General features: G+C 73.6%; 14 protein-coding genes. 3 read left to right on the forward strand and 11 right to left on the reverse strand.

The features are described 5' to 3' along the window. The 3 genes from GSF22_RS19990 to GSF22_RS20000 form a co-directional block, all read right to left on the reverse strand. On the reverse strand, positions 1–181 hold a 181-nt coding region (locus GSF22_RS19990; protein WP_208815246.1), incomplete at its 3' end, for a hypothetical protein. Then, entirely contained in the window at positions 178–1,569 is a 1,392-nt protein-coding gene (locus GSF22_RS19995; protein ID WP_208815247.1) for a class I adenylate-forming enzyme family protein, read from the reverse strand. The genes GSF22_RS19990 and GSF22_RS19995, both read right to left, overlap by 4 nt. 811 nt (positions 1,570–2,380) lie before the next feature. Beyond that, complete coding sequence (locus GSF22_RS20000) at positions 2,381–3,013, reverse strand: alpha-ketoglutarate-dependent dioxygenase AlkB (RefSeq protein ID WP_208815248.1); 633 nt, start codon at positions 3,011–3,013, stop codon at positions 2,381–2,383. Between the two features lie 115 nt (positions 3,014–3,128). Between GSF22_RS20000 and GSF22_RS20005 the strand changes: the two genes are divergently transcribed. Continuing rightward, a complete protein-coding gene (locus GSF22_RS20005; RefSeq protein ID WP_208815249.1) occupies positions 3,129–4,067 on the forward strand; it encodes a serine/threonine-protein kinase in 939 nt (312 codons plus the stop codon). 12 nt (positions 4,068–4,079) lie between these two features. Here the strand turns inward: GSF22_RS20005 and GSF22_RS20010 are convergent, their stop codons facing one another. From GSF22_RS20010 to GSF22_RS20020, 3 genes are all read right to left on the reverse strand, one after another. Beyond that, entirely contained in the window at positions 4,080–4,514 is a 435-nt protein-coding gene (locus GSF22_RS20010; protein ID WP_208815250.1) for a globin domain-containing protein, read from the reverse strand. Continuing rightward, positions 4,511–7,126, reverse strand: a complete 2,616-nt coding sequence (locus GSF22_RS35455; protein ID WP_208815251.1) for a helix-turn-helix transcriptional regulator — start codon at positions 7,124–7,126, stop codon at positions 4,511–4,513. The genes GSF22_RS20010 and GSF22_RS35455 overlap by 4 nt, the downstream gene beginning before the upstream one ends. Before the next feature lie 450 nt (positions 7,127–7,576). Next, positions 7,577–7,972 (reverse strand): signal peptidase I, encoded by a 396-nt coding sequence (locus tag GSF22_RS20020; RefSeq protein WP_208815252.1) that lies wholly within the window; start codon positions 7,970–7,972, stop codon positions 7,577–7,579. A 140-nt stretch (positions 7,973–8,112) separates the two neighbouring features. On the opposite strand from GSF22_RS20020, the gene GSF22_RS20025 reads away from it, so the two are divergent. After that, complete coding sequence (locus tag GSF22_RS20025) at positions 8,113–8,340, forward strand: hypothetical protein (protein ID WP_208815253.1); 228 nt, start codon at positions 8,113–8,115, stop codon at positions 8,338–8,340. A 112-nt stretch (positions 8,341–8,452) separates the two neighbouring features. Further along, complete coding sequence (locus GSF22_RS20030) at positions 8,453–9,385, forward strand: DUF3500 domain-containing protein (RefSeq protein ID WP_244367826.1); 933 nt, start codon at positions 8,453–8,455, stop codon at positions 9,383–9,385. Between the two features lie 82 nt (positions 9,386–9,467). Here the strand turns inward: GSF22_RS20030 and GSF22_RS20035 are convergent, their stop codons facing one another. The 5 genes from GSF22_RS20035 to GSF22_RS20055 all read right to left on the reverse strand — a co-directional run. Further along, on the reverse strand, positions 9,468–10,265 hold the full coding sequence (locus GSF22_RS20035) for a class I SAM-dependent methyltransferase (RefSeq protein ID WP_208815255.1): 798 nt from the start codon (positions 10,263–10,265) through the stop codon (positions 9,468–9,470). 78 nt (positions 10,266–10,343) lie between these two features. After that, a complete protein-coding gene (locus GSF22_RS20040) occupies positions 10,344–10,838 on the reverse strand; it encodes a DUF2231 domain-containing protein (protein WP_208815256.1) in 495 nt (164 codons plus the stop codon). 97 nt (positions 10,839–10,935) lie between these two features. After that, a complete protein-coding gene (locus GSF22_RS20045; RefSeq protein WP_208815257.1) occupies positions 10,936–11,673 on the reverse strand; it encodes a GAF and ANTAR domain-containing protein in 738 nt (245 codons plus the stop codon). 210 nt (positions 11,674–11,883) lie between these two features. After that, on the reverse strand, positions 11,884–14,172 hold the full coding sequence (secA2, locus tag GSF22_RS20050; RefSeq protein ID WP_208815258.1) for an accessory Sec system translocase SecA2: 2,289 nt from the start codon (positions 14,170–14,172) through the stop codon (positions 11,884–11,886). Between the two features lie 100 nt (positions 14,173–14,272). Next, on the reverse strand, positions 14,273–14,597 hold a 325-nt coding region (locus GSF22_RS20055), incomplete at its 5' end, for an ATP-binding cassette domain-containing protein (protein ID WP_208815259.1).

Below are 14,597 nucleotides of genomic sequence, written 5' to 3' on the forward strand. Positions count from 1 at the left end.
GCCCGGCGGGGCCGGGCTGCGGGTGGCCCACCCGGTGCTGGCCGGGGGCGCGGTACTGGCGGTGGCGGTGGTCGGGGGTGGCCCGGACCCGGCCCTCCTGCTGGACGCTTGCGGTCCGGTGGACCCGCCGGCCGGGTCGGGGCAGGGCGACCCCGGGCCCCGGCGCGGTGTGCCCGGTCATGACGCGGCGCCCCGCAGGACCGACGGCTCCCGGACGAGCTTGCCGGTGGTGGTCCGGGGCAGCTGATCGAGCAGGTGCAGGGCCTTCGGGCGCTTGTACCCGGCGAGCCGTTCGGCCAGCGCGTCCTCCACGGCCGCCTCGGTCAGCGGTCCGGCCGGCTGAACGTAGGCGGTGATGCCGTGGTCGTAGACCACCACGGCGGCGGCCACCCCGGGCAGCGCCGCGACGGTCGCCTCCACCTCGGTCAGGTCGACCTTGAGGCCGCCGACGGAGACCTGCGAGTCCAACCGGCCCTTGATGGTGACCAGGCCGGTCTGCGGGTCGACCACCCCGGCGTCCCGGGTGTGCAGCCACCCGTCCGACCAGCGGGTCGGGTCGGTGAGCCCGATGTACGGCGACGCCGGGCAGCTCACCCAGAGTTCCCCGTCGACCTCGCGGACCGCCAGGCCGGGGGCCGGGTCGATGGCCGGGCGGTGCCGGCCGTACAGGTCGGTGCCGATGACCCCGACCTCGGTCATGCCGTACATGTTGCCGAGGGTGATGCCGAACCGGTCGACGACCGCCTCGGCGGTGGCCCGGGGGACCAGTTCCCCGCCGGTGGTCATCCGGACGAACTGCGGCAGCGGGCCGGGTGGGGTGGTGGAGGCGAGCAGCCCGATGTGGAAGGGCACGCCGAGCACGGTGGCCGGGGTGTCCTGGGCGGCGATGGCGGCCACGATGGCGTCGCCGCTGAGCCGCTGCGGCGGGACCAGCTCGACCCCGGCGTGCAGGCCGTACATCAGGCCGCCGACCAGCCCGAGCACGTGCACCATCGAGGGCAGCAGGATGATCCGCTCGCCGCGGCGGGGCACCCCGTCGATCCGGGTGTACCGGTGGATCTCGGCGACCAGGTCGGCGGCGGTGCGGCCGATCACCTTGGACGGTCCGGTGGAGCCGGAGCTGAGCTGCACCACCGCGTGGTCGGTACCGGCCGGCCGGTCACCGAGGGGCGTGACGGTCTCCTCGACGTCGACGAAGACCCGCAGCGCCCCGCCGCCGGCCTTGCGGACGCTGACCATGACCTGCGGGTGCAGGCGTTCCACCGCCCGGTCCACTTCGAAGTCGGTCAACCGGTGGTCCAGCAGGACGGCCTGGGCACCGAGGCGCCAGACGGCGAGCAGGTTGACCACGTACGTCAGGGAGGGCGGCAGGCGCAGGGCGGCGGCACCGCCCCGGCGCAGCCCGGCGGCGGCCAGCCGGTCCTGGGCCCCGGTCACCAGCCGACGCAGGGTGGCCCGGTCGACGGTGTCCGGCAGGCGCAGGCAGACGTCCGACGGGTGACCCGCCAGCAGGATCTCATCGACCCAGTCCGGGCCGACTGGCGGGGGAAACTCGACCGAACGTTCCATGGACACTCCACAATTACCCGATCAGCAATGATTAATACAGCGGCCCATTCCGCCATCGGTGGGGTGCTGACGGGAACCCTACGACACCAAACGTGAGCATTGCTAGGTGCAAATGGCCGATCGTTCGGGGCCGGTCCGGCCGCCCGGAGGGCACCGGATGCCCGACCCTTCTCCGGAACGGGTGGATCGATGGCAACCGCACATCTTGGCCTTCAAAGTCCGTTTTGTCGGGCCGATTGACCAGCCGCGAGCCCCGGATCCGGTGGACCCCGGCGCGTCCGACAAAGTTGCCGCCCACCGGACGGAAAATTGCTTCCCGACCTTCGAAGATTTTTTCCCCAGAACCGGTACGACGATTTGGGCATAAAAACGCGGCAATAACGACGAACCCCCGACGACCTGCGGTGATCTTGTCAGCGCACTTTGCCGCCGCAGTTCCGATCAATTGATCCCGGCCTTCGTCTGCGGCGGTCCGACGACCGGCCGCCCAGGGGACGGCACCGCTTCCGGCGGGCCGACCGGGAACCCACCACCCCGGCTGCCACCTGGCCCGACGAGCCGGACCCGACGGGCCCCGAGGCATCGAAGTCGCTGGTCAGCCGCATGGACCGGCCACCACCGGCCGACGACGCCGACCGACCGGGGCCGGCGACACGGCAGCCACCACCGGCCGACACCCGGGGCACCGGGACGGGCCGGCACACCGTCGATATCCGATGCGGACGGCCACTGTCCTACCGGCAGCCGGACCGGCGACGTCCAATGCCGACCGCCCCTCCCGTGACAAGGATCACGACGACGCCGGCCCCGGTCAGGCCACCCCGGCCGGACGGAACTGCACACTCACCCGGGGCCCGACCGCCCGGGTGGTCTTCGGCACGCAGTGCTCCCAGGTCCGCTGACACGAGCCACCCATCACCACCAGATCCCCGTGCCCGAGCGGAAAACGCAGGCCGGGTCCGCCACCACGGGGGCGCAGCAGCAACGGCCGGGGCGCACCGAACGACACGATGGCCACCATCGTGTCCACCCGGGCCGACCGCCCGTGCGTGTCCCCGTGCCAGGCGACGCTGTCCCGCCCGTCGCGGTACAGGCACATGCCGGCGGTGACGAACCGCTCCCCCGGCTCGGGCGCGTAGTGCCGGTTCAACTCCTCCCGGGCCCGGGTGAGCAACTCGTGCGGCAGCCGCTCCCGGGCGGCGTACCAGCGCAGCAGCCGGGGCACGTCCACCTCGCCGTCGTACATCCGGCGCCGCTCGGCACGCCAGTCCACCCGGTACAGCAGGGTCTCCAGCACGTCGTCGGAACCCTGGACCCAGCCGGGCAGGTGGTCCACCCAGGCGCCCCGGTCCAGCGCGTGCCGGCGCAACGCGGCCAGTGACGTGAGCGCCGGCCCGGCCTCCGCCAGATCGAGCATGGACGGCTGGTACGCGGCACCGGTCATCCCGTCACCCTACCGCCGATTGGCACACCCGTACGAACCGGTCCGTGGTTTGCCCAGTTCAGGGCCGGGGTACCGGGAAACACGAGAGCAGTACGGAACAGGGCGGAGGATCAGCATGCGGACGCTGGGCGGGCGGTACCGGCTCGATCAGCGCATCGGGCTCGGCGGCATGTCCGAGGTGTGGCGCGGGCACGACCGCGTCCTGGACCGGCCGGTGGCCATCAAGATCATGGCACCGGAGTGGGACGGCACCGGCAACCGCAGCGTGGACCGGGTCCGGACGGAGGCACGCTCCGCCGCCCGACTGGTCCACCCCAACGTGGCCAGCGTGCACGACTTCGGCACCTCCGCCCTCCCCACCGACCAGCAGGTGCCGTACATCGTCATGGAACTGGTCGAGGGCGAGACCCTCGGCGCCCACCTGGCGTCCGGCCCGCTCGACTGGCGGATCGCCCTGCGGGTGGGGGCGGAGGTGAGCGCGGCACTGGCCGCCGCCCACACCCACGGCATCGTGCACCGCGACATCAAACCGGGGAATGTCATCCTCACCCCGGCCGGTGCCAAGGTCCTGGACTTCGGCATCGCCGCCCCCGCCGGAGGACGCCACGCCGACGACGGCACCGTCCTCGGCACCCCGGCGTACACCGCACCGGAGAGCTTCGACGGCACCGCCGCCACCCCCGCCGCCGACATGTACGCCCTCGGCGTGCTGCTCTACCTCTGCCTGACCGGACGGCTGCCCTGGCCGTCGGAGACCGCACCGGCCCTGCTCCGCTCGCCCCGACAGGTCGAACCAGAGCCGCTGCCGCCGGTCGCCGGGCTGCCCGCCGACGTCGCCGACCTCGTCCACCGCTGCCTGGCCGAGGAACCGACCCACCGACCGACCAGCCTGGTCGCCGCCCTGCTGCTGGCCGAGGCGGTCGACGCCCGGGTGTACGTACCGATGCGCGACATGCCGGTGCCCCGCCCCCGGCCGGGCCGGACCTCCCCGTGGACCGAGGAGGCGGCCAACGCGGCCACCGAAGCCGCCCCGATGGACGCCGACCTGCGATAGCGGGTCAGCGGGTCAGCGGGTGAAGAACGACGCCCCGGTGCTGCGTGGCACGCCCATCATCATCGCCTCGGCGACCATGTCGTACGCCCGGTGCCAGGCGACCGCGAGCTCCTCGGTCCAGGCGTCGCCCAACTCGGCGGCGAACGTCTCCAACAGCAGGTCCCGGAACTGACGGTAGTGCCCGGTACGGACGCCGTACCCGCTGTGCCGGGCACCGAGCAGCCGGGCCCGGTCCAGGAACGCACCGATGTCCGGGATCGCGGTGACGATGGCCTGCAACTCGTCGGCGAACTTCCGCCGCTGGGTGACCAGGTCACCGGCGAACATGGCCCGCAGCGACGGGTCCCGGGCGAAGACCCGACGGTAGAACTCGTCGGCCACCGCGTCCATCCGCGGACCCATCGCCCGTACGCTGTCACGCACCAGGGCCACCTGTTCGGGGCTCACGTCCGCTCGTCCTCTCGTACCGGCACCGCACCGGCGGTCCCCATCACGGCGGCGAGTTCGCTCCGGTTCTTCACGCCGCACTTGGTGTAGATGCTCTGGAGGTGGTTGTCGACGGTGCGGACCGAGATGAACAGCTCGGCGGCGATCCGTTTGCTGCTGTACCCCTCGGCGACCAGCAGCGCCACCTCACGTTCCCGCGCGGTCAGCGGACTGTGCCCCACCGGGGTCACCAGGCCGGGCGTGCGGGCACCCTCGCACCGCTGCACCAGCGTCGCCGCCTGGTTGGCGCAGGCCGTGGCGCTACGCGGTGTGCCGGTGGCCCGGTACAGCTCGGCCGCCGCCACCAGCACCTCGGCCGCCACCAGGTCCACCCCGAGCTGCTCGAAGGTACGGGCCGCCGCCGCGAGCGCATCCGGATCCCGGCGCAGCACCGCGTCGGCGTGCGCCAGCCGGGCCGCCGCCAGGTCGCCCTGCACACCGGTCACCCCGACCAGTTCCCGGGCCGCCGCCGGATCGCCGAGCCGGAGCGCGTCGTGCAGCAACTCGACCGCGAGGGTCAGCCGACCCTGCCCCACCGCGAGCCCACCGGCGGCCCGCAACTCCTGACCGGCCTCCCGCTGCCGGCCCACGGCACACAGGGCCCAGCCCCGGCCGCGCGCGGCGATCAGTTCCCCGTCCGGCAGGGTGAGCAGCGGGTCGTCCGCCGCCAACGCGCCCCGCCAGGCGAGCGCGACCACCAACCCGGTCACCCCCGAGACCAGCGCCGGTGGCCGGCCACCGCCGCGCAGATGGGCCAGCGCCTCCCGGAAGTACCGTTCGGCGGTACCCACCCGACCCCGGGTCAACGCCACGAGGCCGAGCTGGGCGGGGAAGGCGCCGATCAGCGAGTGGATCCCGTCGGCCACGGCCAGCCGGAACCCCTCCCGGGCGGTCTCCTCCGCCTCGGCGAGCCGACCCTGTTCCCGCAGCGCCTCGGTGAGCACGACCAGTTGCGTCGCCGGGTGGGAGACCACCATCCGGTAGTCGAGCTGCCGGTGCCGCGCGAAGCCCCGCTCGGCGGCCACCGCCGCGTCGGCCAGCCGGCCCGCATCGGCGAGCACGGTGGCCCGGGACCGCAGCCACAGCACCCGACCCGGGTCGGTGCCGGGCTCGGCGTCGCCCAGCAGCTCCAGAGCCGCCCCGGTGTCGGTCACCCCGGTCAGCAGTGCGTCCACCGCGACCCGGGCCGGGTCGCCGGCCTCCCCGTCCGCACCCGCCAGACACTCCCGGGCCGCCCGGGTGTCACCGAGCCCGTGATGAAGATTGAGCGAACGGGCCAGCACCAGCCGGAAAGCCTCCGGCCCGGCACCACCGCCCGTCGCCTCGGCCAGCACCTGCTCCGCTTCGGCGTACCGGGCCTGCTCGTGCAGGGCCTCACCGAGCAGGAGACTCGCCAGTCCGTCCGGACCGTGGCGCAGGGCCGCCTCCGCCAGCCGCTCCGTGCGGGGCAGGTCGTGGGCGAACCGGGCCAGGCTGGCGGCCCGGACCAGCAGGGTCGGATCGGCCGTACCGGTGGCGTCCAACCGCCAGGAGGCGAGCATCAGCGGATCGCCACGGCGCCGGGCGCCGTACCCCTCGACCCGCTCGACCTGCGCGAGCAGCAACGACCGGGCCCGCAGCCGGGGCATGGCGTGCTGGAGCGCCTCGGCGTGCAACGGATGGGTGAGCGTGACGTCCTGCCGGCGCCCATCCAACCGCACCTGGATGAGACCCTGCGCCTCCAACTCGGCCAGTACGTCCACCGGGGTGTGCCGCAGCAGGTCGTCGACGGCCAACGGCTCACACAGCGCCAGCAGTTCGAGGACCGCCCGCTGCTGCGGATCCAGCCCGTGCAGCCGGCGGCTGACCAGCTCGACCACCCCGGCGCTGTCGGTGAGCGGACCGGTCAGCCGCCACACCCCGTCGGCGCAGACCAGGGTGCCGTCGCGCTGCCCGCAGCCGACCAGCTCCCGCAGGTAGAGCACGTTGCCCCGGCTCGCCTGCCAGAGCGCCTCGCTGGCCGCCGTGCTCACCGGGCCGCCGAGGGCGAAGTGCAGCAGCGTCTCCACACTCTGCTTCTCCAGCGAGTCCAACCGGACCCGCAGGGCCCGGCCCGACCGCCACCGGCTCTCCAGCACGTCCGGCAGTCGGGTGTCGGTGCGCTGCGTGGCGATCACGAAGAGGCTGCCGTCGGCGAGCAGGAACTGCAACAGTGCCACCGAGACGGTGTCGAGCAGGTCGACGTCGTCGACCGCGAGCACGAACCGCCGGCCGCTGGCCTGTTCGTGCAGCCAGCGCCGGACCGCCTCGAACAGCGCATGCGGATCGGTGAGGTCCATCTGCACCGGCAGCAGCGGGGCGAGCGCGGAGAGCGGCACGGCAGAGGCGCTGGCGGTGGCCGCGACGTGCGCCACCCGGTGCCCCCGGGACTCCGCCTCGGCCAGACACTCCTGGGCCAGTCGCGTCTTGCCGACCCCGGAGGACCCGGTCAGCACCACCGCGTCCAGCAGGCCACCGTCGAGTGCGTCGGAAACCCGCTCCACCTCGCCGTGTCGGCCCACGAACGGCCAGCCGATGGCGGTCGCAGTGGCCACCGTCGCCCCCTCTGTCCACCTGTCCGGCCGCCGCCCCGGGCCCAGGACGCCCGACCCGCCCGACGGCCGGGGTAGTTTCGCATCCGGTACCGCCGGTGGTGATCCTCCGAATGCACAGGAAACACCAGGCAGGCCGGCACCAATCGGCGCACCTCACACCACACCGCGGGCAGCGGTCCGGCGGCGACAACCGACACGCGGGCCGAGGTCCGGGCGACGGGTCGGTCAGCCACCGGCCGGCCGGACCGTCCCGAACGAGGGGCCGGCCCAGCGCCCCGGCCGCCCGTCCCGGTCCATCGGCGTCACGGGGTCGATCGTCGACAACTGCTGCATGGCGGATCTTCACTTCCCTGACCGTGAGCCGCTCCCCGGCTCGCCGCGACCATCGTCGCCCGGCCCGGCGGTCACCGACATGAGCAGCAGTTACTCAACCGGGCCCGGCTGACGTACCTACCCGGCGACGGAACCGGCCACGACCGGGTCCGGTACCCGGTAACCGGGCACCGACGGCCACCGGACGGTCAGCACCACCGTCTCCGTCTCGGCGTACCACGAATGGTCGACCCCGCGTCCCCACACCACGTAGTCACCGGGCGAGGTCAGCCGTACCGTCCGGTCCGGCAACTCCACCCGGAACCGGCCGCTGACCAGTACCAGCAGCGCGGTCCGCTGCTCACCCCGGACCCACTGGACCCGCCGGTCACCGGCCGGGTGCACCCCCCACTTGACCTCCACGTCGGTGCTGTGCCGCACGTCGGCGTCCGCCGGCATGAAGTGACCGAGCAGCCAGCCGGCGTTGGTCGCACCGTCCACGTCCGCGTTGCCCACGTACACCAGGTCGTCCATCCAACCCCTCCCAGATGTAAGGAAGGGCCCCTTCCTATACCGAAAACGATAGGAAGGGGCCCTTCCTAACAGCGGCGCCAACCTACCCGACCGGCGGCGCCGACGGTTTGGCCGGCGGGTCACCGGGTAGCCGGACGGCCATGACGGAGCCGGACGAACCCGATGCCCTGCTGCTCGGCGGCCCCCGCGACGGGACGCTCTTCGTGGCCGAGGACGCAGCGGTCGTCCAACTGGAGCTGGCGGGTCTGATGCAGCGCTACCTGCGGACCACCGGCTACCAGGAGCACCACGGCAGGTCGTTGCGGGTGTACGTCTACGACGGCGCCGGTGACCCTGCCGGCAGCGGGCCGGGCGTGTCCACCGGCTGACCAGTTCGTCCGGTTGGCCCGCACCGCCGCACACCCCCACACCGGCGGGGACGGCCCCGGTGGAGGGAAGGACGGGTATACAGAACCGGTGGAGAATTCCGTACCGGAGCAGATGCGGGCGGCCGCGTCGGCGCTGCTGGGCGTGCTCGACGGCCCGACCCGTCAGGCGGCGACGTACCCGTTCGCCGACGACGCCGCCCGCCGCTGGCTGGAGTACCGGCCCCGGCCCCGCCCCGGAGCCTGCCTGGCCGACCTGGACCGGGTCGGCCGCAAGGCCGTCCACCGGCTCCTGGCCACCGCGCTGAGTCCGCACGCGTACGCCCAGGCGATGACGATCGTCGCGTTGGAGGAGGTGCTGGACCGGGCGGAGGACTGGCGGCGCGGCCGGCACAGCGGTGACTACTGGATCGCGGTCTTCGGTACCCCGGACGCCGACGAGCCGTGGTCGTGGCGGCTGGAGGGGCACCACCTCTCGGTGACCATGACGGTGGTCGGGGACGTGGTCTCCCCCGCGCCGCTCTTCTTCGGCGCCAACCCGGCCCGGGTGGACCACGCGGGGCGGCCGGTCTGCCGTCCGCTGGCTCCCGAGGAGGACCTGGCCCGGGCCCTGCTGGCGTCCCTCGGTCCGGCCGGCCGGGCGGCGGCGATCGTCGACGACGAGGCGCCGGCGGACATCATCAGCGCCACCCGGCCCCGGGTGGCGGGCCCGGTCGAACCGCTGGGCGTCGACGCGACCCGGCTCGGCCCGACCAGCCGGGCGCTGCTCGACCAGGTGGTGGCGCTCTACCTGGACCGGCTGCCACCGGAACTGGCCGCCCGGGAGGCGGCCCGGATCTCCGGCGGTCCGCTGCACTTCGCCTGGGCCGGCGCGACCGGCCCTGGACACCGGCACTACTACCGGATCCAGGGCGACGACCTGCTCATCGAGTACGACAACACCAGCATCGACGGCAACCACGCGCACACCGTGCTGCGCCGCCCGGCCAGCGACTTCGGTGACGACGTGCTCGCCGCGCACCACGCCCGGGGTCACGCCGGCCCTTGAAGACGGCCCGGCGACAGGACTGGCGGCGGGATCTGCGCCGGTGCGGGGTGCCACGTCGACGCGGCAGCCCGCCCGGCCGGGCTCACTCCGGCCGGACCGCCTCGATCAGGAACCGCCGGGCGTACGCGACGAACTCCCCCTCCGCGACGATCCGCTCGTGCAGCCGGGCGAGCTGCGGCCGGTACCGCTCGACGCTGAAGTCGGGCACGGTCCAGACCACCTTGCGCAGCAGGTGCACCACCGCCGCGATGTCGTGGAACGCCACCCGCAGGGTGGCCTGCCGCAGGTCGACCACCCGCAGCCCGGCGGCCTCGGCGGCGGCCACCGCCGGCCCGGTCTGCTGGTCGGACCGCGGCGGCCCGTCCTGTGGTACGCCCCGCACCGCCTCGGCCAGCTCGCCGAGCGTGCCCGCGCCGATCTGCTGGGACAGGAACCGGCCGCCGGGGGCCAGCACCCGGGCGATCTCCGGCCACGGGGTGTGCACGGGGTGGCGGCTGACCACCAGGTCGACACTGGCGTCCCGGAACGGGAGCAGCCGACTGGTGCCGGTGGCGACCACCGTGCCGCCCACCCGGCGCAGGTTGCGTCGGGCCACCGCCACGTTCGGCGGCCAGGACTCGGTGGCGACCAGCAGCGCGGGCGGCCGGGAGATGCCCGCCAGCACCTCACCGCCGCCGGTCTCCAGGTCCAGGGCGGCGGTGGCGCGGCTCATCCGGTCGTCCAGCAGCCGGTGGTACCCCCAGGGTGGGCGTTCCTCGGTGGCCCGCCCGACGAACCAGGAGAAGTCCCAGCCCTCGACCGGTACCGTGGCGCCCTCGGTGAGCAGTTCCTCGAAGGCGGCGTCGCCCGTCCTCCGGCCGGTGGGAGATCGGCTCGTCATCCGGCCAGTGTCGAAAGTGGGCGCGCGCCGTGCAACGCGATTCCGGGCCGGCGGCCGTCGGCGCCGAGGCCGGGTGGGTCAGGCGGTACGACGGATGCCGGCGGGACGGGACACCGCGCCGAGCGCGTCCAGACCGGCCGGCTCGGTACGGCGGGTGTCGAACTGCTGGACCAGGCGGGTACCGAGCCACACGCCGACCGCGCCGGCGCCGAGCGCCAGCACCTCGACGGCGACCGTCCCACCGGTCGCGCCCCGCTCGGGCGCGTGGGCGCGGACCAGGCAGACCAGCACGAAGAGCGCCGCCATCAGCAGGTTCGCCAGGTTGAACAGGATCGCGGTCCGGCGGGTGGGACCCGGCCGGGCGTCCCAGAGGTCGACCATGCCGGCGATGCCGGCCAGCGCGGCGGCGACCAGCGCGGCGACCGCGGTCCAGTAGCCGACCTGGCCGAGGAAGGCCGGGCCGCCGACCACGTCGGCGAGGTCGAAGAGCGCCGCGCAGGCGAAGAGTCCGAACGGGAACGTCACCAGCATGGGTTGGATCGGGTGTCCCTGTACCCGCAGACGGCTCTCCATCTCGGACCTCCCCAGGTCGGTACGCACGGCGGACTCCCCAGCCTGCTACCCGGGCGTCACCGGGGCAAAACCGGGAGCCGCGTCGCACGCCGCTCCGTCAGGTCTCCCGGGTACGCACCACCGTGGCGAGCAACCGCTCGGCGACCTCGCGCAGTGGGATGGCGAGTGCCGTGGCGGCACTGCGCAGCACCTGGAGCGCCTCCGGTGCCGGGCAACCCCGCTGGGTCATGATCACCCCGACGGCCTGCGCGACCACCTCCCCGTCGATCAGCGGCCCGGCCTGATCGGCGGCGAGTGCCGCCCGGCGGGCCCGGTCGCGTACCGCGGCGAGCAGCAGGCCGGCGTGCTCGGCGAGCAGCATCGCGGTCAACTGCTGGTGGGCGGTGAGGCTGCGCGGCCGGTCGCCGTACAGGTTGACCGCGCCGATGACCTGGTCGTCGATGTCCAACGGGGCGGAGAGGACACTGCGTACCCCCAGCTCCCGGGCCCGGCCGGTCCACTCCGGCCAGCGGTCCTCGGCGAGCAGGTCCTCGGCGAGCACCATCTCCCGCCGCCGGATCGCGGTCATCGGCGGGGAGTCCGGCCCGTGGGCCGTCCCGTCCAGCTCGGCGAGCCGACCGTCCGAGGCGGCGCCGTCGGCGGCCGACCCGGCCCGCAGGACCGTGAAGCCGCACCCGGTCACCCCGTCGACGGCCTCCCGGCCGATCCGGACCAGTCGGCGCAACGCCTCGTCGAAGTCGTCCACCGCGATGAGGCCGGCGGTCAGTTCACGCAGCAACGCCGCGGTTTCCAGCACCCCCAGTCCGGTGCCGTCCCGCTGGGTCTGGAGTCTCACCTGGGCAGCGCCTCCGCCACCACCGCGTACGACGCGGTACGTCCGGTTCGTGCCTGATCTGCCATGGTGATCTCTCCCCGCCTCTACGGACCCGGGCTAGTACCCGACCCGTCGCCCCGTCAAACTGTGCGCGACGGGCCCCCTTCCCGGGCCGGAAAAGCCCGGGAAGGGGCATTGCTCACAGTCGGCCGGAACCGACCGCCGTACCGGTCAGCGACCGCCACCGAGCCGGCGACCCACCGAGGCGATCAGGCGGTCCAGCTCCGAACCGAACGGGTTGTCGTGTACCAGGTACGTCCAGGTCGCGCTCGGCCGGACCAGCTTCGACTCGTCGGGCTGCCAGTCCTCGTCGAACTCGGTCTCCTCGAACGTCGCCACGGTGCGCGCCTCGATCTCGGGTACCAGGGCGTTGAACGCCGGCACCGCCGCCCGGTGGAACTCGTCGAGCGGGTCGAGCCGGCCCAGCGCCCGCAGGTGCACGCCCTCGCGTACCTCGGACAGCTCGGCCAGGTGCTCGGCCCAGAGCCGGTCGAGGTGGTAGAGGGCGATGGACCGGGACGCCCGGGACAGCACGTCCTCGTCCATCTCCTTGGTCCGGTCCGGGAAGCGCTCCATCAGCATCAGCGCGGCGACCTCGGTGGTGAGCAGCCGTTCCCGCCGCTCGGCGAGCGCCTTGCGCTGCTTCTCGATCACCACGCCGTAGCGCCAGGTGTTGCGGTGGATCTCGTGGTTGACGCCCTCGGCGACCCGCTGGGCGTGCTCCACCGCGAAGTCCACCTGGTCGTCGGTGACCAGACCGTCGGCGTTCATCCGGGGTGACGGCGGGATCGCGTCGGCGGCGTGCCGGGTGACCAGGTCGTCCTCCAGGCTGACGAAGAAGACCGAGCCGCCCGGGTCGCCCTGCCGGCCGGCGCGACCGCGCAACTGGTCGTCGACCCGCCGGCTGTCGTGCCGGCCGCTGCCGATCACGTAGAGACCGCCCAGCTCGGCGACCCGGTCCCGGTCGGACTGGTCGCTGCCGCCGAGCCGGATGTCGACGCCCCGACCGGCCATCTGGGTGGAGACGGTCACCGCCCCGTACGCGCCGGCCTCGGCGATGATCGCCGCCTCCGCGTCGTCGTTCTTGGCGTTGAGCACCACGCAGGGCACCCCGGCGGCGTTCAGCCCGGCGGCGAGCTGCTCGGACTCCTTCACGTCGAGCGTACCGACGAGCACCGGGCGACCCTTGTCGTGGCAGCGCCGGATCTCGTCGATCAGCGCCTCCTCCTTCTCCGCCCGGGTGGCGTAGATCCGGTCCGGCTCGTCGACCCGCACGCACTCGGTGTTCGACGGGATGACCGCGACCTCCAGCGAGAAGAACTCCCGGAGCTGGTCACCGACGAGCACCGCGGTCGCGGTCATGCCGCACAGCGTCGGGTAGAGCCCGATGTACGCCTGGACGCTGATCGTGCCGAGCACCTCGCCCTCGGCGGTGGCGTCCAGCCCCTCCTTCGCCTCCACCGCCGCCTGGAGCCCGTCCGGCCAGCGGCGGCGCTGGGCGACCCGGCCGCGCATCTCGTCGATCAGCTCGACGCTGCCGTCCCGGACGATGTAGTCCACGTCCCGGTGCAGCAGCGCGTGCGCGTGCAGCGCCACGTTGACCGCGGAGAGCTGCTCGACGTTCTCCTCGGCGTACAGGTCGATGCCGAGCTTCGCCTCGATCACGGACAGCCCGGCGTTGGTGAACGCGGCGCTGCGACCGTCCTCGGCGACGGTGTAGTGCGCGCCGGCCCGCAGGCCACGGACCACCGCGGCGGCGGCGTGCACCGGGTCCTGCTCGCCGGTGACCGCACCGGCGAGCACCATCGGCACCCGGGCCTCGTCGATCAGGATGGAGTCGGCCTCGTCGACGATGGCGCAGGCCAGCTTGGGCTGCACCCGGTCGGCGATGTCGGTGACCAGCTGGTCGCGCAGGAAGTCGAAGCCGCCCTCGCTGACCGAGACGTAGGTGACGTCCTTCGCGTACGCCTCGCGGCGCTCCGCCGGGGTGGACGCCTCGGTCACCCAGCCGACGGTCAGCCCGAGCAGCGTGTAGACCGGCTCCATCCACTCGGCGTCCCGGCGGGCCAGGTAGTCGTTGACGGTGAGCACGTGCACCGGCCCGTTTCCGAGCTGGACGTGCCCGTACGCGGCGATCGTGGCGGTCAGGGTCTTGCCCTCACCGGTGGCCATCTCGGCCACCTTGCCGGAGAGCAACGCCATCGCGCCGAGCAGCTGCACGTCGTACGGCCGCTGGTCGAGGCCACGCCGGGCGGCCTCGCGGCCCACCGCGCAGATCTCGGTGTAGTCCTCGGCCCGGCCGGCGGCCTCGGTCAGCTCGGCGTCGTCGAGCGCGGCGAGCTCCTCCTCCCGCGCCTCGATCGCCGGCAGCAGCTTGGCCAGCGGGGCCAGGTCAACCGTGGTACCCGGACGCTGGAGGAACCGCCGGAACCTGCTTCTCAACCGTTGCGACACACCCATGACCGGAAACGGTACGCGACATCGACCGGTCCGTGCGGCCCGGCTTCCCGGTACCGGCGCGGCGGCCCGCACCGGCGGTCCACGACCGGCCGGACGGCCCTCAGCCGACCAGGAGTTGGTGGGCGGCGAGCTCCCGGTAGAGCGGGTTGGACGCGGTCAGTTGATCATGGGTGCCGACGCCGACCACCCGGCCACCGTCGAGCACCACGATCTGGTCGGCGTCGACGACGGTGGCGAGCCGGTGCGCGACGATCAGCAGGGTACGCCGGACCGCGACCGCGTCGATCGCCCGCCGCAGGGCCGCCTCGTTGCGCGCGTCGAGGTTGCTGGTCGGCTCGTCGAGCAGCAGGATCGGCGGCCCGGCCAGCAGGGTACGGGCGATCGCCAGGCGCTGCCGTTCCCCGCCGGAGAGCAGCACCCCGCCC

The sequence above is a fragment of the Micromonospora echinofusca genome (genome assembly GCF_017614955.1).
GTDB classification, from domain to species: domain Bacteria; phylum Actinomycetota; class Actinomycetes; order Mycobacteriales; family Micromonosporaceae; genus Micromonospora; species Micromonospora echinofusca_A.